The sequence below is a fragment of the Plantibacter sp. RU18 genome, from assembly GCF_050613355.1.
Lineage (GTDB): Bacteria > Actinomycetota > Actinomycetes > Actinomycetales > Microbacteriaceae > Plantibacter.
In genome coordinates, this window is the sequence record NZ_CP159618.1 from 426380 (window position 1) to 448515 (window position 22136).

Genomic DNA, 22136 nt, shown 5'->3' on the forward strand with positions numbered 1-22136 from the left:
AGTGCGTCGGGTGAGCGCGAGGCGTCGGTCGTGCGTCAGCGCGCCGTCGGCTGCTGCGACGGGTGGACGGGCAGTGCTGCTGCGGGTCGGACGAGCGCGGTCCGGTCGGGCTCGGCGAAGCCGAACTGCTCGTACAGGCCGTGCGCATCGCTCGTGAACAGCGTCCATCGGAAGTGCGCGCCGGGACCGTCCTCGATCATCGCCTGCACGATCCGTTTGCCGAGGCCGTGGCCGCGGTGCGCCTCGACCACGATGACGTCCGCGAGGTACGCGAAGCCGAGGCCGTCCGACACTGCACGCGCGAAACCGACCTGCTCCCCGGTCTCCTCGTCATAGACGCCGATCACCCGCCAGGCGCCGCGGATCTGGGTCTCGACGTCCTCGCGGCTCCGCCACTTCGCCCAATAGGCGCCTCGGAGGGCGCCCCAGACGGCGTCTGCGTCGATGCGGTCGCGGGAGTCGTCAACGGTGTAGCTCACACGATCACCCTACGGTCGTGTGCACATGTCCGTCATCCGCGGACACGATGGAATAGCCGGGCGGCGTGCCGCCTTAGCCTGAACGAGGGCTGCGCCCGAACGAGGCCTGCACCTGAACGACCGCTGCACCTGAACGACGGCTGCACCGGAACGACGCACAATTCGACGCACCGAACCACTGGAGGATCATCAGATGACTCACGCACACACCACCCTCGGCACATCCGAGCTGTCCGTCTTCCCGCTGAACCTCGGCGGCAACGTCTTCGGCTGGACCGCAGACCGGCAGACCTCCTTCGACCTCCTCGACGCCTTCACGGCGGGCGGCGGCAACTTCATCGACACGGCGGACGGCTACTCCGCCTGGGTCCCCGGCAACACCGGTGGGGATTCGGAGCGTCTCATCGGCGAATGGCAGGAGCTGCGCGGCAACCGCGACGAACTCGTCATCGCCACGAAGGTCAGCCAGCACCCGGAGTTCCAGGGTCTCGCCGGCGACAACATCCTGAAGGCCGCCGACGCCTCGCTCGAGCGCCTGCGCACCGACCACATCGACCTCTACTACGCACACTTCGACGACGAGACCGTGCCGCTCGAGGAGACCGTGACGGCGCTGTCGTCGCTCGTCGACGCCGGCAAGGTCCGCTACATCGGCATCTCCAACTACTCGGCCGCCCGCATCGCGGAGTGGTTCGAGATCGTCGACGCGAAGGGCCTGCACCGCCCCGTCGCCCTCCAGCCGCACTACAACCTCGTCGAGCGCGAGTTCGAGGGCGCGCTCCGCACGATCGCCGAGCGCGAGCAGCTCGCCGTCCTGCCCTACTTCTCCCTCGCGAAGGGCTTCCTGACCGGCAAGTACCGCGAGGGCCTCGAGGTCGACAGCGTCCGGGCCGAGGGCGCGCAGGCGTACCTCGCCGAGCATGCTGCGCTGCTCCCCGTCCTCGATGAGGTCGCGGCCGCACACGGTGTCTCGGTCGCGACGGTGTCGCTCGCCTGGCTGCGCTCGCAGCCGACGGTCGTCGCCCCCATCGCGAGCGCCCGCACGGTCGAGCAGCTGCCCGACCTCCTCGCCGCAGCGACACTCGAGCTCGCTGCTGACGAGCTGACCGCCCTCACTGACGCCTCTGTGTAGAGTCAGGCCATGGGCGATCTGTTCAACGGCTACGGCGGCACGCTGGCCCCGCGCAAGACTGCAGGCGGCGTTCCCGCCTTCGACGAGATGTTCGGCGAGGCGGCGGAACACGCCGGCGGTTCGAACGCCAGACGTGCGTACCAGGAGATCTACTCCTCCCTCGCGCGCATGACGCAGGAGGAGCTCCGCGGGCGCACCGACGCCCTCGCCAGCTCGTACCTCGCGCAGGGCGTCACCTTCGACTTCGCGGGCGAGGAGCGGCCCTTCCCGCTCGATGCGGTCCCGCGCGTCATCGAGCAACAGGAGTGGACGCAGGTCGAGGCTGGCATCAAGCAGCGGGTGAAGGCGCTCGAAGCCTTCCTCGCGGACGTCTACGGCCCGCAGCTCGCGGTGCGCGACGGCGTGATCCCCGCGAAGCTCATCTCCTCGTCCTCGCACTTCCATCGCCAGGCCTACGGCATCCAGAGCTCCAACGGGGTGCGAATCCAGGTGTCCGGCATCGACCTCATCCGCGATGAGTATGGTCAGATGCGCGTGCTCGAGGACAACGTGCGGGTCCCGTCCGGCGTCTCGTACGTCATCTCCAACCGTCGGGTGATGGCGCAGACGCTCCCGGAACTCTTCGTGTCGATGCGTGTGCGGCCCGTCGGCGACTACCCGAACAAACTCCTGCAGGCGCTCCGCGCGTCGGCCCCGCCCGGCGTCGAGGACCCGAACGTCGTGGTGCTGACCCCAGGGGTCTACAACTCCGCGTACTTCGAGCACACCCTGCTCGCCCGGCTCATGGGCGTCGAACTCGTCGAAGGCCGCGACCTCTTCTGCTCCGGCGGCAAGGTCTTCATGCGAACGACGGCAGGCCCGACGCGCGTCGACGTCATCTACCGTCGTGTCGATGACGAGTTCCTCGACCCGCTGGCCTTCCGAGCCGACTCCATGCTGGGGTCGCCCGGCCTCATGCTCGCAGCGCGCCTCGGCAACGTGACGATCGCGAACGCGGTCGGCAACGGGGTCGCCGACGACAAGCTCGTCTACACCTACCTGCCCGACCTCATCAAGTACTACCTCGCCGAGGACGCGATCCTCCCGAACGTCGACACCTGGCGCCTCGAGGACCCGCTGGCTCTGGAGGAAGTGCTCGACCGCCTCGACGAACTCGTCGTGAAGCCCGTCGACGGCTCTGGCGGCAAGGGGCTCGTGGTCGGTCCGGACGCCTCCAAGGAGGAGCTCGCGGCGCTGAAGACGAAGCTGCAGGAGGACCCGCGCGGCTGGATCGCACAGCCTGTCGTGATGCTGTCCACCATCCCCACCCTCGTCGAAGACGGCATGCGCCCCCGCCATGCCGACCTGCGGCCGTTCGCGGTCAACGACGGCAACGACGTCTGGGTGCTGCCCGGCGGCCTCACCCGTGTCGCTCTCCCCGAGGGACAGCTCGTCGTGAACTCCAGCCAGGGTGGCGGATCGAAGGACACGTGGGTCGTCGGCCGTCCCTTCGACCCGAATGCCGCTCCCGAGGCGTCGTCGCACGACATCCAGGGCCTCGTCGCGGAACAGGCGACGACCGAGACCACGTCGATCCCGATCATCTACGACCACGGGACGACACCCGAGCACTCGCCGCAGGACCGCCCAGCCGGCAACCAGGACCAGCAGGAGCAGCAGCAGCAGCAGCTGCAGCAGCTGCTCGCGCCGCCCCTCGACACGCTCGGGGACCGGGGCACGCCCATCCGTGTCGACGAGCCGCACGAAGAGGACGCATCATGCTGAGTCGCATCGCCGAGAGCCTGTTCTGGATCGGCCGGTACATCGAGCGCAGCGACGGCACGGCGCGCATCCTCGACGTCCACCTGCAGCTGCTGCTCGAAGACCCGTGGATCGACGAGGACACCGCCTGCCGATCCCTGCTGTCCGTGATGGGCAGCGATGCGCCGGCTGACCAGGAGCTCACCCGCCAGGACGTGCTCGCGCAGCTGGCCGTCGATCGCACCCACCCGGCGTCCATCGCCTACTCGCTCGGGGCCGCCCGCGAGAACGCCCGCCGTGCCCGCGAGATCGTGTCGACGGAGCTGTGGGAGTGCCTCAACACGACGCGCGCCCGCATGCCGAGACGTGTCGCGAGCGACAAGGTGCACGAGTTCTTCGGCTGGGTGCGCGAGCGCTCGGCCCTCGCTGTCGGCATCGTCGACTCCGCGACGAGTCGAGACGACGCCTGGCGCTTCTTCACCCTCGGGCGCAGCCTGGAACGCGCCGACATGACGGCACGCCTCCTCGCGACCCGCTCGCTCACCGAGGCGAGCGGCCCGTCGTGGACGACGATCCTCCGCTCGTGCGGCGCCTACGAGGCGTACCTGCGGACGTACCGCGGCATGCCGAGTGCGAAGAACGCCGCCGAGTTCCTGCTGCTCGACCAGCTCTTCCCACGCTCGGTCATGTTCTCCATCAGCCGCGCCGAGGAGTGCATGCGCGACCTCGAGCCGCGTCGTGGCCGGGTCGGCACGGTCGATTCCGCACAGCGTCTGCTCGGGCAGATCCGCAGCGACCTCGAATACCGACCCATCCAGGACACGCTCGTCGATCTCCCCGGCAGGATGGACGCCGTGCAGAACGTCACGAGCCAGGTGTCCGAGGCCATCCGCGAACGCTACTTCCCCACCCATGCCGTACCCGCGTGGATCGGAGAGAACTCATGACCCGTCTCCACATCAAGCACAGCACCGGTTTCTCCTACGGCGGCAAGGTGAACGCCTCCTACAACGAGGCCCGCATGCTTCCCGTGACGACCGAGGACCAGTACGTCCTGTACTCGCACATCGACATCCACCCGGGTGCGTCGCAGTCCACCTACACCGACTACTGGGGCATGAAGGTGTCGGCGTTCGAGGTGTTGACACCCCACGACGAGCTGTCGCTCACGGCGACGAGCCTCGTCGAGGTGCGGCCGCGCCAGCACGAGCCGCACCCCACCGGCTGGGAACAACTCGACATCGCGACCCAGGCCGCGGTGACGCGCGTGGAGCACCTGGGGCAGACGCGTCGTACGACGCCGCCGGAGGACCTCGTGGAACTCGCGCGGTCGATCGCCGACCAGCATGAGAGCCCGTGTGAGGCCGCGATGGCGATCAGCCGTGAGATCGGCGAGCAGATGGATTACGTGCAGGGCGTCACGAGCGTGTATTCCACGGCTGCCGAAGCGTGGGCGAACCGCAAGGGCGTCTGCCAGGACATCACCCACATCGTGCTCGGTGCGCTGCGATCGGTCGGGATCCCTGCGCGCTACGTGTCCGGCTATCTGCACCCGAAGCCGCATGCCGCGATCGGTGAGACGGTGACCGGTGAGTCGCACGCGTGGGTGGAGTGGTTCTGCGGCGACTGGCGCGGTTTCGACCCCACCAACATGGTCGACATCGGCGAGCGGCACGTGCTCATCGGCCGAGGCCGTGACTACGGAGACGTCTCGCCGCTGCGTGGCGTGTACGCGGGTCCGTACCGTTCAAAGCTCTTCGTCACCGTGGAGATCACCCGAGAAGCCTGATCCCTTGCCTCGGCCAGCGCACCGCGCTGACCGTAGGATCGACGGCATGCAGACTGAGCTGATCGCCCCGGCCCGCAAGCCGATGAAGCTGATTCCGGCGGTGCTGCTCGTCGCGTCCGCGTTCTGCCTGTTCGGGCTGATGCAGTCACTCGCGGGGTATCCGCTGCTCATCGCGAGCCTCGTCACCGCGGTCCTCATCGACCGCGAGCTGGCGAAGGACCTGCTCCTCATCGGGATCGGCATCGGGATCGTGTCGACGACCTCCGTGGAGGCGGACGTCTCCTGGCCGAGCTTCGTCCGAATCGGCACCGTCCTCCTGCTCGCCGTCGGAGTGCCGTTCCTCATCGACCGGTTCGTCTACCGGCGGAAGGCCATCACCTTCCCGTGGCGCAGTCGGCAGAAGAAGACGAAGGGCGAGATCGCATACCTGTTCGCGGTACCGCTGCTCGGCTGGGCGATCCTCCCGTTCTACTTCATCCGCTCTGGCGCCTACCAGAACTGGCCGACGATCTCGGATGCCGGGGAGCTCGGTCGCTTCTTCGTGGGAGTGAACGCCGTCGGCACCTGGGACGAGCTGTTCTTCATCTGCACCTGCTTCGCCGTGCTGCGCCGCCACTTCCCGGTGTGGCAGGCGAACCTGCTGCAGGCGGTCATCTTCGTCTCGTTCCTCTGGGAGCTCGGCTACCGCTCCTGGGGGCCTCTCCTGACCTTCCCGTTCGCGCTGCTCCAGGGCTACCTGTTCTCGAAGACCCGCTCGCTCGGCTACATCCTCGCCGTGCACCTGCTCTTCGACGCGATCGTGTTCCTCGCGATCGTGCACGCGCACCATCGCGATTGGATCCCGATCTTCTGGTACTGACTTCACGACGCGCGCCTGGGTTCGTCGTCCTCGCACCTGTCGGAGTGCGTGCGAGCATCGGTCGGGCGTGCGGTGGGCCCTGCGATGCGAGCCAGCGTCAGCCCGCGGTGCCCGGCTTCGTCGCCGCGCCGTCGAGCCACAGCTCGGTCGATTCGTCGCGGTGGACGCCGTCGGTACCGACGTGCTTCTCGCTGATCGTCGGGCCGTTCTTGATGACGTGCACGAGCGCCATGCCGTGGCCGCGGCCGAGCTCGTAGTCCGCCTGCAACCACTCGAGGATCTCGCCGGCCTTCGTCGATGCGTCGAACCCTCGAGCGTGCGCGAGGTCGACGAGGGCTCGGGGCGTCTGCCCGGTCTTCTGCTCGATCGTGTCGAGGTAGGCCTGGAATGACATCGGTGCTCCTGTCCTGGGCGGTCGACCGCGAGCGGTCATCGGCTCCATCGTAGTCACGCGTCCGCCCGCCCGGAACGGTCGTCCGCCGCGCAGTCCGGCGACCGTTCAGGGCGAACGAGAGCCAGCGCCCTAGGCTGGTGCGATGGATCGCCCCGTCAGGACCCCGGCCGCCTTCACGCTCTCCGTGGTGGGCGACCTCGTCGCCGTCATCGTGTTCGTGATCATCGGCAGAGCGAGCCACGGCGAGGGGATCCTCGGCCTCCTCATCACGCTGTGGCCGTTCGCCGTCGGGCTCCTCGTCGGACACCTGCTCGCGCTCGTCCTCGGGCAGCGCGACACGAGCTCGAACCGCTGGGCGGGTGTCGTCGTCTGGGTGTCGACCGTGGTCGTCGGCATGCTGCTGCGCATCGTCTCCGGTCAGGGGGTCCAACTGAGCTTCGTCATCGTGACGGTGCTGGTGCTCGGTGCGTTCCTCCTCGGATGGCGGTTCGTCGTCTGGCTCGTCGCCCGATCCCAGGCGCGCACCCGCGGCTGAAGCCGACGCCACCCGACCAGCGGAGGACCGTTCCGTCGTCGAGCGTCGCGGTCCACTCGCCCCGCGCGTCATCGAACCGAGCCGCGTCGCGGGCGAGGGGAGGACGGTACGCGACGATCCATTCCCTCACGCTCGTCGCCCCTCGTTCGTCCAGAACTCCTGCGCCGCGGACCGCGTGCGCCCGAGGCGCCGCCCCAGGGCCGAGTGGATTCCTCCGGGAACGCATGCCGCAGGAGTTGTGCGCGGGCCGCGGGGAACGGGATCGAGTCACAGTGCCGGAATCGTCGTCGCAAGGCAACTCAGCGAGCAGGTTCGGCACGCTCGCGCGGACGCTGGTACATTGCGTCAATGGTCTGGGGTCGGTGGTACTTCGCCGTGCAGAGCCTCGCCGGCGCAGCATGGTGGGTGTCGGTGTTCCTGATACCGCCCGTGCGCCAGGCCACACTCGGGACGATCGACCCGACGATCGCCGCGTTGCTGGACGTGCCGCTGTTCGTCGTCGCCTCGGCCATCGCAGCGTTCGGGCTGCGATGCGCGGCGTTCCTCGCGACGGGGTGGACGATCCTCGTCACGATCGCCCTCGGGGCCTTCGCTGCAGTGACCGGTCAGGCCGGCGCCGGCGCGGTCCTCATGATCGTCGCGGCGGTCGGTTCGGTCGTCGCGCTCGCCCTGGTGTCGACCGGTGGCATCCCGCGCGGCTGGGTGGCTGTCGGTCCGTTCGCCTTCCGCTCGGCAGACGCCGGCGCGTCGGTAGCCGCGCAGCTCGGCCGTACCGGCGCGGAGATCGTCGTGTTCTGGGGCGTTTTCCTCGGTGTCATCCCGGCGATCCTGGTGTTCCTGGAGCGCCGCTGGCAGGTGGCGATCGACGTGCCCGCAGCCTGGAGTCCACCGCTCGTCGGTGTCGGTGTCGGCATCCTGCTCCTCGGGAGCGCGCTCGGGTTGTGGTCGGCCGCGACCATGGCGACGCGAGGCAACGGGACCCCACTCCCGTCAGCGATGCCGAACCGCCTCGTCGTCGCGGGGCCGTATCGCTTCGTGCGGAATCCCATGGCACTCGGGAGCATCGCCCAGGGTGTGGGGCTCGGCCTCGCGCTGTCGTCGTGGATGGTCGTCGTCTACGCGCTCTGCGGGGCAGTGCTGTGGAACGTCGTCGTACGTCCCGTGGAGGAGCGTGACCTCGAGACGCGCTTCGGCCAGTCGTATGGGCGGTACCGCGATGAACTCCGCTGCTGGCTGCCTACCTTGCGGCCGCTCCCTGCGACGCGCTAGCGAGCGAGCGTGCGCGAATCGTCCTCGCGGGACGGCTCGGGGAGCGTTTCGGGCACCCTCGTCCGGTCGGGTACGCGCCTCGGCAGTGGGATCGGCGAGGTGAGCGCGATCTGCTCGGAGAAGTCCTCCGGGGTCACTGGGGAGACGACGCCGTCGTGCGTGAACTGCAGACGCCACCGGGAGTCGGGCGCCACCTGCAGGCGCAAGTGGTGCCGCACGATCCCGTACGCGAGCCCGATGCCGCACGCGGCGAACCCGGCCAACGCACCGAGCCCGAGGGCCCAACGCGCACCGAAGGTGTTCGCGACCCACCCCACGATGGGAGCGCCGATCGGGGTGCCGCCCATGAGGATCGCCATGTACAGCGCCATCACACGACCGCGCACCGCGGCATGGGTGGTCGTCTGCACGAGTCCGTTCGCCGTGGTCAGCAGCGTGACCGTCGAGAAGCCCACGAGGATCAGTACCGCCGCGAACGACCAGTAGCTCGGCATGAAGGCGGCCGTGAGCGCGGCGACGCCGAACAGCCCTGCAGCCCCGACGATCATCCGCATCCGCGCCTGCGCTCGCTGCGCCGCCAGCAGTGCACCCGTCAGCGAACCGATCGCGAGCACCGAGGACAGGATGCCGTACTCGCCGGCGCCCTTGCCGAACTCCACGGCCATCGTCGACGCGAAGATCGGGAAGTTCATGCCGAACGCACCCATGATGAACACGATCACGAAGATGACGAGCAGGTCAGGGCGTCCGCGCACGTAGCGGAAACCCTCGACGAACTGCCCTCGTGACCGGGGAGGCTTCGGCGCTCGCCGGAGCTTGCCGGTCCGGAGCGCGAGGAGGGCGCCGATGACGGCGAGGAAGGTGAAGCCGTTGACGACGAAGACCCAACCGGAGCCGATCGCGACGATGAGGAGGCCGGCGATCGCAGGCCCGATCATGCGTGCGGCGTTGAACGACGCCGAGTTGAGCGCCACCGCATTGGACATGTTGTGCTCGTCGACGAGCTCGGAGACGAAGGTCTGGCGGGCTGGGCCGTCGATGGCGTTGATGATGCCGAGGGCGAGCGCGAAGAGGTACATGTGCCACAGTTCGGCATGCCCGAAGATGAGGAGCGCGCCGAGGGCGAGGGCCAGGAGCATGAGGCTCGACTGGGTGAAGAGTAGGATCTTGCGCTTGTCGAAGCGGTCGGCGATGAGGCCGGTGATGGGGACGAGCACGAGCTGCGGACCGAACTGCAGCGCCATCGTCGCACCCACGGCGACCGCGTCGTTGTCGGTCAGGTCGGTGAGCACGACCCAGTTCTGCGTGGTCGCCTGCATCCACGCGCCCACGTTGGAGACGAGGGCGCCGATGAACCAGATGCGGTAGTTGGTGCTGGACAGGGAACGGAACATGGCACTCACTGGGTGGCGAGCCTCCTCATGATGTCGGCTGCGCGGGCGAGGGTCTCTCGTTCGTCCGGGGTGAGCGCGCGCAGCTGCTGGGTGATCCACGCGTCGCGTTTCCGGACGGTCTCGGTGACGGTGGTGTGGCCCGCTTCGGTGAGGGCGATGGTGACCTTCCGGCGGTCGGCCGCGTCGGTCTCGCGGGTGACGTACCCGGCCTCTTCGAGGCAGTTGACGGTTCGGTTCATGGATGGGGAGGACACGCGGTCGCGTTCGGCGAGCGCGCTGAGGGTGGCGGACCCCTCTTTGTAGAGGCCACCGAGGACGGAGAACTGGGGGTCGCTCAGGTCGTCGACCGACTTCTCACCACGGAGGCGCCGGGCGAGCCGGAACGTTCCCATGCGGAGTTCGGAGGCCTGCTCCGAGATGGTCCGTGCTGATGCTGCTGCGCGTTCTGCCACGAATCCTTAGCCTAGCAAATTAGCGCCGCTAAGTAAATGGTGTGGCCCTCCTCCAAGCTCAGGGGCAGAACCTGCTTCGCTCCCTGAGCTTGTCGAAGGGCTCTCGCGTGCGACCCCTCAGAGCCAGCGCCGGTGGCGGAAGACGGCGAACAGGGTGGTGGAGAGAGCCAGCATCCCGCCGATCGCCAACGGGTAGCCGAACTGCCAGGACAGCTCCGGCATGTCCTCGAAGTTCATGCCGTAGACGGTGCCGATGAGCGTCGGCGCGAACAGGATCGCAGCCCACGAGGAGATCCGCTTGATCTCCTCGTTCTGCGAGAGCGCCATCTCGCTCATCCGCCGCGATTCCTCGTTCTGCGCGAGGCTCGCCTCCGACAGTCGTCGCATCTCCTCGTTCTGCTGTTGCGTCATGAGGGTCGCGTGCACGGTCAGCGCGTTCCGGAGCAGCAGGCGGAAGGAGTCCACGCGCTCGGCGATCCGGAGCACGTGGTCGAGGACGTCACGGAAACCGTTCCGCAGCTCCTCGTCGAGGCCGTACTTGTCGGCGCCCTGGAGGAAGTTCTGCAGCATCGAGCGCAGTGGAGTCGTCGCGCGCTGGAACGCGATCACCTGACGCAGCAGTTCGTAGATGCGCCGGGACACGTCCGCAGCCTCGCCGAACAGCTCGTCCTCGATCTCGTCGATGTCGTTCTCGAGCCCGGCGACCACGGGGCCGTAGCCGTCGACGACCTGGTCCAGCACGGCGTGCAGCACGGCGTCAGGTCCGAGGGACAGGATGTCGGGGCGGGACTCGAGTCGTCGCCGGACCGCGCCGAGGTCCGGCTTCTCCGCGTGACGGACGGTGACGACGAAGCCGGGACCGACGAACAGGTGCACCTCGCCGAACTCGACCTCCTCCTCCGTCTCCAGGTAGCGCGCCGGGCGGAGTACGACGAAGAGGGTGTCTCCGTAGCGTTCGAGCTTCGCGCGCTGATGGCCCTTCAGTGCGTCCTCGACGGCGAGTGGGTGCAGGTCGAACTCCTGCGCGACCGACCGGATCTCTTCAGGCGACGGGCGGTAGAGCCCGATCCATGCCATACCGCGCTGTTCGTTCAGGAGTTCGTACGTCGCGTCGAGCGTGCGCGGGCTCGCCGAGCGTCGTCCGGTCACATAGATGCCGTTGTCGATGAGTGCCATGAGGTCTCCGTCCATCGATCGACGCAGAACGTGTGGCGGCCGCACGGGACCGGGCGACCGCGGACGATCGCACCCCGAGGGAGGTGTGAGCAAGGGCGCCAGGCGCCGAGCTGCAGGAGCGCCTACCGGGAGCGGGAGGCGAGGCGGCTGATCGGTGCGATGGCGCGGGTACTGTCACCAGCCATGGCCGCTCACCTCGCTTTCCGTCGAAACCTGTGGGCCCGCCGTTCGGGCCTCGTTCACCGTACGCCTGCTCCCTGGGAACCGCAAACACGCATCCCCGGACCGTGATCCGAGAGTTGATCGGGGTTGATGTCTCCCGGATGGGGCCGGGCGGCTCAGGGACCCGAGGCCCTACGCTAGCGAGATGAGCGAGCAGACCCCGCCACCCGTCGACGACGACACCTCACACCCCACCGAGCCACGGCCATACACGACCGAGACGATCGTCGATGACGACGGCGTCACGGTCTACATCTACGTCTGGGAGGTGCCGAACGCTCGCGCGGTCGTGCACATCGCCCACGGTGCGGGGGAGCACGCGCTCCGCTACCAGCGTCTGGCCGCCGCCCTGAACGACGCCGGATACTCGGTCGCAGCGGACGACCACCGCGGTCACGGTCGGACCGGGAAGGAACACCTCGGGCTCAGCAAGCTCGGCCCACGCACCACCTGGGGTGCGATCGCCTCGGTCGCAGCCGTCGGACGGTACCTCCGCACCCGCTTCCCAGAACCACCGCTCGCCCTCCTCGGCCACAGCTGGGGGTCGCTCATGGCGCAGAAGGTCGTCGCCCAGCACGACCTCTACGACCTCCTCATCCTCTCCGGCACCTCGCTCGCGGTCCCCGGCGTCATCAACTCCGGCGACCTCAACAAGCGCTGGCGCAAGACCGGGAAGACCGGCCTCGAATGGCTGAACCGCGACCCCGCAGCATGGGAGGCGTTCGCCGCCGACGAACTCAACTTCGACATCGGCGTGCAACCCGTCTGGAATCCGATCCAGGCGTTCGCGTTCCTCGGACGACCACCTCGTCACCTCCCGCGACAGCTGCCCGTCCTCATCCTCGGTGGCTCCGACGACTCGCTCGGCGGTGAACGAGGGCTCACCCTCCTGCGCGACGCGTACGTGAAGCGCTCGAAGCTGCCCGATGTGACCCTGATCGTCTACCCGGAGGCCAGGCACGAGATCTTCAATGAACTCAATCGCGACGAGGTCGAGCGCGACGTCATCGAGTGGTTGAACGCGCGGACCTGATCCGGAGCGGGGCACCTGGACAGGCTCGGTGAGCGGAGCGGCTCGATGAGTGTGTCGAGGGACCTCGGATCAGCGGCGGGGCTGGCGCGCGAGGTGGGCCGAGACCGCCGCATGCAGGCCGGCGACCGTGCCGCCGTCCGACAGGTCAACGGTGAGCAGCTCCTCGATCTGCGCGATGCGCTGGTAGAAGACCGACCGCGACATCGATGCCGCATGCGCCGCCCGGCTGCGGTTCCCCGGATGGCTGAGGTATGCCCACAGCACGTCGAGGAGGTCGCCGTCGGTGCGCTGGTCGTGCTCGATCACGGGGCCGATCGTCTCCTGCACGAACGACTGCACCCGCGGGTCGGCCTGCAATCGGTCCCACAGATGCTCGAAGGGTCTGCGCGTCGGCTGCGACACCTGCACCCTCCCGGCGCGTCTGCCCGGAAGGGAGGGCGTGCTCGACCGGACCCCTGAGAGGGACTCCAGGAGCCCGTCGACCGTCGTCGCCGGTTGCCCGATCACGAGGTGGACACCACGGTGCTCGGCACGCAGCTCCGCGTCGAGGGCGCTCGCGAGCCGCTCGATCCACTCGTCCGTGACGCCCGGGTGCCGCGTGACCGAGACGAGCGCGGTCACGGCCGCGACCGATGCGCCACGGCCGGAGTCCGCCACGGTGTCGTCGGCCGCGAGCACCGCGCCGCCGGTCCGACGAACCGCGTCGACGACGGCGGACACGACGTCGTGCAGGCCGTCGTGCTCGTCGACCCGCACGACGATGCCGAACAGTGTGCGATCGCGCACCGGGAAGCCTGATGCCTCGAGCTGCTGAGCGAAGGTCCAGGTGGAGCGGAACCGCCCGGTGAGGAACGCGTCGAGGATCCGGCGATGACTCTGCAGCGTCCACCGTTCGTCGTCCGACCCCGAGAGTCGGTGCAGGGCGAGCGCCACGGCGGCCTGCTCGACCACCGTGGACCGTCCTGCCGGATGCGCAGGGCCCGGGAGCGCGATCAGCCGGCCGAAGCGGCGTCCGCGCGCTTCGACCGGCGTGATCAACCACTGCCCGCCCTCGTCCTGCACGACACCGGTGGGGCCGCCTCGCCAGTCGGCATCGCGCTCGAGGAGGAGCGAACGAGCCTGCCAGTCGGCGAGGACCGACCCGTCGTCGCCCGCGAACTCGATCACCCGGTGTTCGCGGTCCTCCAGGACGACGACCGTCCTCAGCTCCCTCGCGATCTCCTCCACGATGTACTGCAGGGGGCTGCCTCGGAGGCTGAGACCCGTGAACAGCGAGTGGACCTCCGCCCTGGCTCGCAGTGCGTCGTGCTGGTCGGCGATGATCCGCTGGTGCACGATGGCCGTCACACGGACGAACGGGGTCTGTCGACGCAGCGCGATGAGCGGCACCCCGGCCACCTCGAACAGCGTGGTGACGGATTCCGGCACGCGCGGGAGCCGGTCGCCGAGTTCGACGATCATGCCGACGATGCCGGCGTCCAGCAGTTGTGCAAGGTATCCGAGGAGCGCCTCGTCCTCGTCCGGCCAGGCGGTGCCGGTCGTCAGGAGCAGCTCCCCACCGTCGAGTCCGGTCCGCACGCTGAGGCTGTCCGCGACATGTACCCAGCGCAGTTCGCGGTCGAGGAAGGATGCTCCCGCCACGACGACCGGATCACCCTGGACGACGATGGGCAAGCCCAGGACGTCCCTGACGGTCGGGAGGACCGGCTGGCCGGTCGACGGGCTCTCGGACACTCTGTCTCCTGATGCCGAAGTTCGGGACGATCTGCTGTCGAATCCGAAGGGATCCCACTGATTCACTGGCGGGACGAGCCTACTGCAGTCGGACAGAATGACCTTCAAGGAGACATCACGTGTCAGTCATCCCCCACATCATCGGCGGCGCCGAGGTCGTCGACTCGCCTCGCACCCTCCCGGTCTTCGATCCGGCGAGCGGCGTCCAGCTGCGTGAGGTGGGGCTCGCATCGGCCGAGCTGACCGAGTGTGCGATCGATGCTGCCGCTGCAGCCGCCCCCCTCTGGCGAGCGACGAGCCTCACCAAGCGGGCCGACGTCTTCTTCCGACTGAGGCACCTCCTCACCGAGCGTCGCGACGAGCTCGCGGCCATCGTGACGAGCGAGCATGGCAAGGCGCTCTCCGACGCCGCGGGTGAGATCGCTCGGGGCATGGAGAACGTCGAGTTCGCGGCAGGGCTCCTCCACCTGCTGAAGGGCGAGTTCAGCGAACAGGTCTCCACCGGTGTCGACGTGCACAGCGTGAAGCAGCCGGTCGGTGTGGTGGCCGCCATCACCCCGTTCAACTTCCCGGTCATGGTGCCGCTCTGGATGGTCGCGAGTGCGATCGCCTGCGGCAACACGGTGGTGCTGAAGCCGAGCGAGAAGGACCCCTCGGCCGCTGTGTTCATCGCGAGACTGTTCGCCGAAGCCGGACTGCCGGACGGTGTCCTGAACGTCGTGCACGGCGACCGCGAGGCTGTCGACACCCTGCTCGCGAGCAAGCGGGTCAAGGCAGTCAGTTTCGTCGGTTCCACGCCCATCGCCAAGCACATCTATTCGACCGCGAGCGCAGCGGGCAAGCGTGTGCAGGCCCTCGGCGGCGCGAAGAACCACATGGTGGTGCTGCCGGACGCCGACCTGGAGAGCGCGGCGGATGCAGCCGTCTCCGCTGCGTACGGTTCCGCGGGCGAGCGCTGCATGGCCGTGAGCGTCCTCGTCGCGGTCGGTGGTGTCGCCGATGACCTGATCGCCGCGATCGCCTCGCGGATCGCCTCGCTCCGCATCGGCGCCGGGACCGACCCCTCCTCCGAGATGGGCCCGCTCATCACCGGTGAGCAGCGCGAGCGCGTGGCCGGGTACATCGCCGGAGCCGCCGACGAGGGCGCGACGGTGGTGGTCGACGGACGCGAGCGGCAGTTCAGCGGTGGCGGCTACTTCATCGGCGTCTCGCTCATCGACCATGTGCGTCCCGGCATGCGCGTGTACGACGACGAGATCTTCGGCCCGGTGTTGAGCGTCGTGCGGGTGGACACCTACGAGGAGGCCGTGCAGCTGGCGAACGACAACGCCTACGGCAACGGCACGGCGATCTTCACGCGTGACGGCGGCGCCGCGAGGCAGTTCGAGTTCGACGTCGAGGCCGGCATGGTCGGCGTGAACGTGCCGATCCCCGTGCCGGTCGGGGCGTTCTCCTTCGGCGGCTGGAAGGACTCGCTGTTCGGCGACAGCCACATCTACGGACCGGAGAGCTTCCACTTCTACACGCGCAGCAAGGTCGTCACCACCCGTTGGCCGGATCCGTCGAGCTCCGTCGTCGACCTCGGCTTCCCGAGCAATGCCTGACCAGGAGGATTCGATCATGACCGACACCCTGCAGCGCCCGCCGAGCGGCCAGGCCGCGCAGACCAGCGCGTCCGCGCCGTCGGGCGCGCCCGGCTTCACCGACCGTTTCGGCGAACAGGTCGACTTCGGCAGGACGTCGGCGCAGTCGACCGTCCGCGCCGACGATCGCGCTCACGTCTTCCACTCCTGGTCGGTGCAGGGCGCGATCGACCCGCTGCCCATCGCCACCGCAGCGGGCTCCACGTTCACCGACTACGACGGCAACCGGTACCTCGACTTCAGCTCGCAACTCGTCAACCTCAACCTCGGGCATCAGCACCCCGACCTCGTCGCTGCGATCCAGCAGCAGGCGGGACGGCTCTCCACCATCCAGCCGGCGTTCGCGAACGACGTCCGCGGCGAGTTGGCGCGGTTGATCGTCGAACGGGCGCCGGCCGACGCGGCCAAGGTGTTCTTCACGAACGGCGGAGCGGAAGCGAACGAGAACGCCGTCCGTCTGGCCCGGCTGTTCACCGGTCGTCGGAAGATCCTCTCCCAGTACCGCTCGTACCATGGTGCGACCGCGACGGCCATGGCGCTGACCGGCGACCCACGGCGCTGGCCCAACGAGCCGAGCGAGCAGGGTGTCGTGCACTTCTTCGGCCCCTACGAGTACCGGTCGCCGTTCCACTCGGAGAGCCCGGAGCAGGAGACGCAGCGTGCGCTGCAGCACCTCGAGGAACTCATCGTCCTGGAGGGCGCAGCGACGATCGCCGGCATCATCATCGAGACGATCGTGGGCACGAACGGAGTGCTCGTCCCGCCGCCCGGCTACCTGCAGGGTGTCCGGGAGCTCGCCGACCGCTACGGCATCGTGTACATCGCCGACGAGGTGATGGTGGGCTTCGGACGCACCGGCGAATGGTTCGCGATCGACGCCTTCGATGTGTCCCCTGACCTCATCACCTTCGCGAAGGGCGTCAACTCGGGGTACGTGCCGATGGGCGGCGTGGTCATCTCCGAGCGGATCGCCGCGCACTTCGACGACCGCTACTTCCCCGGTGGACTCACCTACTCCGGCCATCCGCTCGCTGCGGCTGCCGGGGTGGCGAGCATCGAGGTGTTCGAACGGGACGGCATCCTCGAGCGGGTCCGCGACCTCGGCAGCCGGATCGTGGAACCCACGCTCCGCAGCTGGTTCGACACCCATCCCTCGCTCGGAGACGTCCGTGGTGCCGGCCTGTTCTGGGCACTGGAACTCGTGCGCGACCGTGAGACGCGCGAACCGCTCGTGCCGTACAACGCGAACGGTGCCGAGGCTGCACCGATGACGGCGTTCGCGGTTGCCGCGAAGCAGGCCGGCCTGTGGCCGTTCACGCACTTCAACCGGGTGCACGTCGCGCCGCCGCTGATCATCACCGAGGACGAGCTGGTTCGCGGGCTCGGCATCATCGACGACGCGTTGTCGGTCGCTGACGGGTACCTCCGATGAACGACACGACCGTGGACGAACTGCCACTCGGACCGGAGTCGGCGCTGATCGCGACGCGCACCATGATCCCGCTGGAGCCTGTCGCCCCCGCGGACGTGGTGAGTGGGGCGCCGCAGGCCGGCGCACAGTCCATCACCGAACTGGGCGGCACCGAGATCGGCATCTGGGAGATCACGCCGGGCGTCGTCACCGACACCGAGGTGGAGGAGGTCTTCGTCGTGCTGAGCGGGACTGCGACGGTCGAATTCCTCGACACCGGGGCAGTGCTCGCTCTCGTGCCGGGCTCACTCGCCCGACTCCCCGAGGGCGCGAGGACGCGATGGACCGTCACCAGCACGCTCCGCAAGGTCTACCTCAGTCGGAGCGAGTAGGGTCGCCGCACGGAGACCTGCACACCACGAACCCCGCACGACGCAGCGCACGACCGACAGGAGACACCGTGACCTCGTCCGGCCCCACGTACAGCCATCGCAGACGCAACTCCGCCGAGCGCATCACGCGCTCGCTGGAGGGCGCGAGCAGCACGCCGTTCTGGCTCGACACGCCCGATCGACCGGGTGCAGAGCCGGCCCTCGTCGGGAAGACGACAGCGGATCTGCTCGTCGTCGGCGGAGGCTACTCCGGGCTCTGGACGGCGCTCATCGCGAAGGAGGCCGACCACTCGCGCGACGTCGTGCTGATCGAGGGTCAGGAAGTCGGCTGGGCGGCCAGCGGACGCAACGGCGGGTTCTTCGAGGCGAGCCTGACCCATGGTGAGGACAACGGCGAGCGACACTTCGCCGACGAGCTCCCGGAGCTGCGCCGGCTGGCCGATGAGAACTTCGACGAGTTCGTGGCGACGCTCGATCGGCTGGGCATCGACGCCGAGTTCGAGTACACGGGGTCGCTCACGGTCGCCACCGAACTGCATCAGGTCGACGCGCTGCGTGAGGTGTCCGGCGATGCCGTGTTCCTCGATCGCGAAGCCGTCCAAGCGCTCGTGCACTCGCCGGTCTTCCTGGCGGGGCAGCGGGAGACCCATGGCACGGCACTCGTGCATCCGGCGAAGCTCGCCTGGGGGCTGAAGCGGGCGTGCATCGAGCTCGGTGTCCGTGTCTTCGAGCACACGCCGGCGACCTCCGTGAAGCGCAGCGCGGACGGTGTCGCGGTGACCACGAGGGCCGGCCGCATCGAGGCCGGCGCGGTCGCGCTCGCGACGAACGGGTTCCCGTCACTCCTCAAGCGCACCGAGTTGCTGACCATTCCCGTGTACGACTACGTGCTCATGACCGAACCGCTGAGTGCGGAGCAGCTGGAGAGCATCGGCTGGGCCGACCGCTTCGGCATCGCCGACTCCAGCCGCGAGTTCCACTACTCAAGGCGCACCGCCGACGATCGCATCCTGTACGGCGGCTTCGACGCCGTCTACCACCGGGGCGGGAGGATCCGACGCGAGTACGACCAGCGCCGAGAGACGTTCGAGACGCTCGCGGACCACTTCTTCACGACCTACCCGCAGCTCGACGTCCGGTTCACGCACGCGTGGGGCGGCATGATCGACATGTGTTCACGCCTGTCCGCGTTCCAGGGCACGGCCCTCGGCGGACGCGTCGCCTACAGCGCCGGATTCACCGGCCTCGGCGTCGGCGCGACCCGGTTCGGTGCGAAGGTCATGCTCGACCTCCTCAGCGGTCGGTCCACCGAGCTGACCCGTCTGAAGATGGTGCGGTCGAAGCCGATCCCCATCCCTCCGGAGCCCATCGCGAACCCGGCCATCCAGATCGTCCGGAAGGCCGTGGCGAAGTCGGATGCGAACGAGGGTCGGGACGGCCTCCTGCTCAAGGTCATGGACAGGTTCGGCGTCGGCTTCGACTCGTAGGGCGCGGGAGACCGGAGTAGCTACCAGTCGGATCGCCGACGCGCTCGGGCGCCGAAGTCGTCGAGAGCCTGCAGCACCTCGGGCGCCTGCCAGTGGTGGTTCCGTCGACCGGCGCTCGGCTGTGTGAGGAGTCCATATTGTGGGCTCAGGGCCCAGCCCACAATCAGGACGCCATGAATGGCGGCAGGCGGCAGGCGGCTAGCCGAGGTAGGACATCACGTGCTTGATGCGCGTGTAGTCCTCGAAGCCGTACGCCGAGAGGTCCTTGCCGTAGCCGGAGTGCTTGAAGCCGCCGTGCGGCATCTCGGCGGTGATCGGCAGATGCGTGTTGATCCAGACGACGCCGAAGTCGAGGCGAGACGCCAGGCGCATCGCCCGCGAGTGGTCGGCCGTCCACACGGACGATGCGAGGCCGTACTGGACGTCGTTCGACCAGCGCAGCGCCTCCGCCTCGTCGGTGAACCGCTGCACGGTGACGACGGGGCCGAAGACCTCGTTCTGCACGATCTCGTCGTCCTGCAGCAGCCCGGCGACGATCGTCGCTTCGTGGAAGTACCCGGCATCGCCCTGGCGCTTGCCGCCGAGCACGATCTCCGCGTGATCGGGCAGACGCTCCAGGAACCCCTGCACCTGCGCGAGCTGGTTCGCGTTGTTCACGGGACCGAAGAGGATGCCGTCCTCGTGCGGTGAGCCGGTCTTCGCATTGGTCCTCGCGTACTCGACGAGGGCGGCGACGAACTCGTCGTGAACGCCCTCCTGCACGAGCACCCGGGTCGCGGCGGTGCAGTCCTGGCCGGCGTTGAAGAAGGCGGCGTTCGTGATCGTCTCGACGGCGTGCGGGATGTCGACATCGTCGAAGACCACGACGGGAGCCTTGCCGCCGAGCTCCAGGTGCACACGCTTCAGGTCCTTCGCAGCATCACCGGCGACCTGCATTCCGGCGCGGACGGAGCCGGTGATGGAGATCATCTGCGGCGTCGGGTGCTCGACCATCGCGCGCCCGGTGGTGCGGTCGCCGAGGATGACGTTGACGACCCCGTCGGGAAGGAACTCCGCACAGATCTCGGCGAGCAGCAGCGTGGACAACGGGGTCGTGTCGCTCGGCTTCAACACGGTCGTATTGCCGGCGGCGACAGCGGGCGCGAACTTCCAGACCGCCATGTTGAGCGGGTAGTTCCACGGCGTGACCTGGCCGATGACACCGATCGGCTCCCGCCGGACGAACGAGGTGTGCCCGGCGAGGTACTCGCCGCCCGAGCGCCCCTCCAGGTTCCTGGCGGCTCCCGCGAAGAAGCGGATCTGGTCGACCGAGGCGACGATCTCGTCGGCGACGAGCGTCCGTCGGGGCTTCCCCGTGTCCTGCGCCTCGGCGTCGGCGAACTCCTCGGCGCGCAGCTCCATCTCGTCGGCGATGCGGAACAGCGCGAGCTGCCGTTCCGAGGGTGTGCTGCGGCCCCACTGCTCGAACGCCCGGTCGGCCGCAGCGAACGCGAGGTCGACATCGTGGGCGGTGGAGACCGGTGAGGTGCCGTAGACCTCCTCCGTCGCGGGATCGATCAGGTCGAACCGCTCGGTCGCGTCACTCTGCACCGAGCGGCCGTCGATGAAGTTCTTGAGGTGGAGCATCGCAGGGGATCCCTTCGGACGGACGTGGACTGGCTCAGGTACACCCTCGCAGCTCGGGCGCTCGCCGGGAAGACGCAGGACGTCCGATCAGTCGAGTCGCGCGGACAGGGTGTCCACCTGATCGACCGTCCCGGCCGCTGAGGTCCGGCGGCGGCGGCGAGCACTGTTCGATGCAGGAACACCGGCCCTTCGGGGAATCCGGACGCCGTCCAGGAATAGGCTGGGGGCATGCATGGTGAGTACAAGGTCCCGGGTGGCAAGCTCGTCGTCGTCGATCTCGACGTCGTCGAGGATCGCATCACCGATTTCCGCCTGGCCGGCGACTTCTTCCTCGAGCCCGACGACGCACTCGGACTGATCGACCAGGCGGTGAACGGCCTCCCCGCGACGACCGACGCCGCAGGTCTCGCGGCCGCCATCCGAGGCGCGCTGCCTGAAGGTGCCGTGCTGCTCGGGTTCACCCCCGAAGCGGTCGCCACCGCGATCCGCCGCTCGCTCGCGAAGGCGACGGGCTGGGGCGACTACGACTGGCAGCTCATCCACGACGGTTCGGTCTCGCCGCAGCTCCACCTCGCGCTCGACGAGGTGCTCACGAACGAGGTCGGTGAGGGGCGCCGCGGCCCGACGCTCCGCATCTGGGAGTGGGACCAGTCGGCCGTCGTCATCGGCAGCTTCCAGTCGCTCAAGAACGAGGTCGACCTCGACAACGCCAAGGCCAACGGCTTCGAGGTCGTGCGGCGGGTGTCGGGTGGCGGCGCGATGATGATGCAGCGAGGCGGCATCATCACGTACTCGCTCTACGTCCCTGCAGAGCTCGTGAACGGTTTGACCTTCGCAGACTCCTACGCCTACCTCGACGACTGGGTGCTCGTCGCCCTCCGATCGCTCGGGATCGAGGCCACGTACCAGCCGCTCAACGACATCACGAGCCCGTCGGGCAAGATCGGCGGCGCAGCACAGAAGCGTCTCGGCAACGGTGCGGTCCTGCACCACGTCACGATGAGCTACGACATGGACGGCGAGCTCATGACGCAGGTGCTGCGCATCGGCCGCGAGAAGCTGAGCGACAAGGGCACGACGTCCGCCGCGAAGCGCGTCGACCCGCTCCGCAGCCAGACCGGCCTGTCACGCGCCGAGATCATCGAGCGGATGAAGGACACCTTCGTCGAGATCACCGGCGCCACCCCCGGGCACGTCACCGCCGAGGAGCTGGCCGCCGCCGAGCAGCTGGTCACGTCGAAATTCGCCACCGACGCCTGGCTCACCAGAGTCCCCTGAACCGACACCACTCCACAGCCTGCGAACGCGCGTGGGTTGTGGATCGGCCCCAGCTTCCGTTGACCACACGTGACAGCTCGCGGGCTAGGGT

The 22136-nt window shown here is 68.5% G+C and carries 20 protein-coding genes; 13 read left to right on the plus strand and 7 right to left on the minus strand.

The window, feature by feature from the left end; genetic code table 11:
• Positions 1 to 35 precede the first annotated feature (35 nt).
• The gene (locus tag ABMA10_RS01975) at positions 36 to 479 is read right to left on the minus strand and encodes a GNAT family N-acetyltransferase (protein ID WP_347870107.1); all 444 of its coding nucleotides are present in this window, start codon (positions 477 to 479) and stop codon (positions 36 to 38) included.
• A gap of 193 nt (positions 480 to 672) precedes the next feature.
• Between ABMA10_RS01975 and ABMA10_RS01980 the strand changes: the two genes are divergently transcribed.
• Genes ABMA10_RS01980 through ABMA10_RS02000 form a run of 5 tightly spaced genes read left to right on the plus strand, consistent with a single transcriptional unit; the run spans position 673 to position 5999 of the window.
• The gene (locus ABMA10_RS01980) at positions 673 to 1611 is read left to right on the plus strand and encodes an aldo/keto reductase (protein WP_431031127.1); all 939 of its coding nucleotides are present in this window, start codon (positions 673 to 675) and stop codon (positions 1609 to 1611) included.
• A 9-nt stretch (positions 1612 to 1620) separates the two neighbouring features.
• Positions 1621 to 3375 carry a circularly permuted type 2 ATP-grasp protein gene (locus tag ABMA10_RS01985; RefSeq protein ID WP_431031128.1) on the plus strand — a complete coding sequence of 585 codons (1755 nt, stop codon included), beginning with the start codon at positions 1621 to 1623 and terminating at the stop codon, positions 3373 to 3375.
• Positions 3369 to 4298, plus strand: coding sequence for an alpha-E domain-containing protein (locus ABMA10_RS01990; RefSeq protein ID WP_064295753.1), 930 nt, complete (start codon positions 3369 to 3371; stop codon positions 4296 to 4298). The genes ABMA10_RS01985 and ABMA10_RS01990 overlap by 7 nt, the downstream gene beginning before the upstream one ends.
• Positions 4295 to 5140 (plus strand): transglutaminase family protein, encoded by an 846-nt coding sequence (locus tag ABMA10_RS01995; RefSeq protein WP_347870110.1) that lies wholly within the window; start codon positions 4295 to 4297, stop codon positions 5138 to 5140. The genes ABMA10_RS01990 and ABMA10_RS01995 overlap by 4 nt, the downstream gene beginning before the upstream one ends.
• Positions 5141 to 5186: 46 nt before the next feature.
• Entirely contained in the window at positions 5187 to 5999 is an 813-nt protein-coding gene (locus ABMA10_RS02000) for a CPBP family intramembrane glutamic endopeptidase (protein ID WP_347870111.1), read from the plus strand.
• Between the two features lie 97 nt (positions 6000 to 6096).
• Here the strand turns inward: ABMA10_RS02000 and ABMA10_RS02005 are convergent, their stop codons facing one another.
• Positions 6097 to 6393, minus strand: coding sequence for a DUF4287 domain-containing protein (locus tag ABMA10_RS02005; RefSeq protein ID WP_347870112.1), 297 nt, complete (start codon positions 6391 to 6393; stop codon positions 6097 to 6099).
• Positions 6394 to 6535: 142 nt separating this feature from the next.
• Here ABMA10_RS02005 and ABMA10_RS02010 point away from each other — a divergent pair, with 142 nt between their 5' ends.
• Both ABMA10_RS02010 and ABMA10_RS02015 read left to right on the plus strand, forming a co-directional pair.
• Positions 6536 to 6928, plus strand: coding sequence for a DUF3054 domain-containing protein (locus ABMA10_RS02010; RefSeq protein ID WP_347870113.1), 393 nt, complete (start codon positions 6536 to 6538; stop codon positions 6926 to 6928).
• A 348-nt stretch (positions 6929 to 7276) separates the two neighbouring features.
• Entirely contained in the window at positions 7277 to 8197 is a 921-nt protein-coding gene (locus tag ABMA10_RS02015; protein ID WP_347870114.1) for a methyltransferase family protein, read from the plus strand.
• Here ABMA10_RS02015 and ABMA10_RS02020 read toward each other — a convergent pair.
• The 3 genes from ABMA10_RS02020 to ABMA10_RS02030 all read right to left on the minus strand — a co-directional run bounded on the left by ABMA10_RS02020 (position 8194) and on the right by ABMA10_RS02030 (position 11219).
• Positions 8194 to 9591: an MFS transporter gene (locus ABMA10_RS02020; protein WP_347870115.1), complete on the minus strand. Its 1398-nt coding sequence runs from the start codon at positions 9589 to 9591 to the stop codon at positions 8194 to 8196. The genes ABMA10_RS02015 and ABMA10_RS02020 overlap by 4 nt on opposite strands.
• A 5-nt stretch (positions 9592 to 9596) precedes the next feature.
• The gene (locus ABMA10_RS02025; protein WP_347870116.1) at positions 9597 to 10043 is read right to left on the minus strand and encodes a MarR family winged helix-turn-helix transcriptional regulator; all 447 of its coding nucleotides are present in this window, start codon (positions 10041 to 10043) and stop codon (positions 9597 to 9599) included.
• Positions 10044 to 10160: 117 nt separating this feature from the next.
• On the minus strand, positions 10161 to 11219 hold the full coding sequence (locus tag ABMA10_RS02030) for a magnesium and cobalt transport protein CorA (RefSeq protein ID WP_347870117.1): 1059 nt from the start codon (positions 11217 to 11219) through the stop codon (positions 10161 to 10163).
• A 367-nt stretch (positions 11220 to 11586) separates the two neighbouring features.
• Between ABMA10_RS02030 and ABMA10_RS02035 the strand changes: the two genes are divergently transcribed.
• Entirely contained in the window at positions 11587 to 12474 is an 888-nt protein-coding gene (locus tag ABMA10_RS02035; protein WP_347870118.1) for an alpha/beta hydrolase, read from the plus strand.
• A 69-nt stretch (positions 12475 to 12543) separates the two neighbouring features.
• Here ABMA10_RS02035 and ABMA10_RS02040 read toward each other — a convergent pair whose 3' ends face one another.
• The gene (locus tag ABMA10_RS02040) at positions 12544 to 14208 is read right to left on the minus strand and encodes a PucR family transcriptional regulator (RefSeq protein WP_347870119.1); all 1665 of its coding nucleotides are present in this window, start codon (positions 14206 to 14208) and stop codon (positions 12544 to 12546) included.
• A 119-nt stretch (positions 14209 to 14327) separates the two neighbouring features.
• Between ABMA10_RS02040 and ABMA10_RS02045 the strand changes: the two genes are divergently transcribed.
• The 4 genes from ABMA10_RS02045 to ABMA10_RS02060 all read left to right on the plus strand — a co-directional run bounded on the left by ABMA10_RS02045 (position 14328) and on the right by ABMA10_RS02060 (position 19141).
• Positions 14328 to 15812, plus strand: coding sequence for a CoA-acylating methylmalonate-semialdehyde dehydrogenase (locus ABMA10_RS02045; RefSeq protein ID WP_347870120.1), 1485 nt, complete (start codon positions 14328 to 14330; stop codon positions 15810 to 15812).
• Between the two features lie 16 nt (positions 15813 to 15828).
• A complete protein-coding gene (locus ABMA10_RS02050) occupies positions 15829 to 17283 on the plus strand; it encodes an aspartate aminotransferase family protein (RefSeq protein WP_347870121.1) in 1455 nt (484 codons plus the stop codon).
• Positions 17280 to 17654, plus strand: coding sequence for a cupin domain-containing protein (locus ABMA10_RS02055; protein ID WP_431031129.1), 375 nt, complete (start codon positions 17280 to 17282; stop codon positions 17652 to 17654). The genes ABMA10_RS02050 and ABMA10_RS02055 overlap by 4 nt, the downstream gene beginning before the upstream one ends.
• A gap of 68 nt (positions 17655 to 17722) precedes the next feature.
• The gene (locus ABMA10_RS02060; protein WP_431031130.1) at positions 17723 to 19141 is read left to right on the plus strand and encodes an NAD(P)/FAD-dependent oxidoreductase; all 1419 of its coding nucleotides are present in this window, start codon (positions 17723 to 17725) and stop codon (positions 19139 to 19141) included.
• A gap of 198 nt (positions 19142 to 19339) precedes the next feature.
• On the opposite strand, the gene ABMA10_RS02065 is transcribed toward ABMA10_RS02060, so the two are convergent.
• A complete protein-coding gene (locus tag ABMA10_RS02065; protein ID WP_347870124.1) occupies positions 19340 to 20767 on the minus strand; it encodes a gamma-aminobutyraldehyde dehydrogenase in 1428 nt (475 codons plus the stop codon).
• A gap of 228 nt (positions 20768 to 20995) precedes the next feature.
• Between ABMA10_RS02065 and ABMA10_RS02070 the strand changes: the two genes are divergently transcribed.
• Positions 20996 to 22045, plus strand: a complete 1050-nt coding sequence (locus ABMA10_RS02070; protein ID WP_347870125.1) for a lipoate--protein ligase family protein — start codon at positions 20996 to 20998, stop codon at positions 22043 to 22045.
• Positions 22046 to 22136: the final 91 nt, after the last annotated feature.

Bases quoted from the DNA above. Each gene is read 5' to 3' on its own strand.
- ABMA10_RS01980 (WP_431031127.1), top strand. From the start codon at position 673: ATGACTCACGCACACACCACCCTCGGCACATCCGAGCTGTCCGTCTTC.
- ABMA10_RS01985 (WP_431031128.1), top strand. From the start codon at position 1,621: ATGGGCGATCTGTTCAACGGCTACGGCGGCACGCTGGCCCCGCGCAAG.
- ABMA10_RS01990 (WP_064295753.1), top strand. From the start codon at position 3,369: ATGCTGAGTCGCATCGCCGAGAGCCTGTTCTGGATCGGCCGGTACATC.
- ABMA10_RS01995 (WP_347870110.1), top strand. From the start codon at position 4,295: ATGACCCGTCTCCACATCAAGCACAGCACCGGTTTCTCCTACGGCGGC.
- ABMA10_RS02000 (WP_347870111.1), top strand. From the start codon at position 5,187: ATGCAGACTGAGCTGATCGCCCCGGCCCGCAAGCCGATGAAGCTGATT.
- ABMA10_RS02005 (WP_347870112.1), bottom strand. From the start codon at position 6,393: ATGTCATTCCAGGCCTACCTCGACACGATCGAGCAGAAGACCGGGCAG.
- ABMA10_RS02010 (WP_347870113.1), top strand. From the start codon at position 6,536: ATGGATCGCCCCGTCAGGACCCCGGCCGCCTTCACGCTCTCCGTGGTG.
- ABMA10_RS02015 (WP_347870114.1), top strand. From the start codon at position 7,277: ATGGTCTGGGGTCGGTGGTACTTCGCCGTGCAGAGCCTCGCCGGCGCA.
- ABMA10_RS02020 (WP_347870115.1), bottom strand. From the start codon at position 9,591: ATGTTCCGTTCCCTGTCCAGCACCAACTACCGCATCTGGTTCATCGGC.
- ABMA10_RS02030 (WP_347870117.1), bottom strand. From the start codon at position 11,219: ATGGCACTCATCGACAACGGCATCTATGTGACCGGACGACGCTCGGCG.
- ABMA10_RS02035 (WP_347870118.1), top strand. From the start codon at position 11,587: ATGAGCGAGCAGACCCCGCCACCCGTCGACGACGACACCTCACACCCC.
- ABMA10_RS02050 (WP_347870121.1), top strand. From the start codon at position 15,829: ATGACCGACACCCTGCAGCGCCCGCCGAGCGGCCAGGCCGCGCAGACC.
- ABMA10_RS02055 (WP_431031129.1), top strand. From the start codon at position 17,280: ATGAACGACACGACCGTGGACGAACTGCCACTCGGACCGGAGTCGGCG.
- ABMA10_RS02065 (WP_347870124.1), bottom strand. From the start codon at position 20,767: ATGCTCCACCTCAAGAACTTCATCGACGGCCGCTCGGTGCAGAGTGAC.
- ABMA10_RS02070 (WP_347870125.1), top strand. From the start codon at position 20,996: ATGCATGGTGAGTACAAGGTCCCGGGTGGCAAGCTCGTCGTCGTCGAT.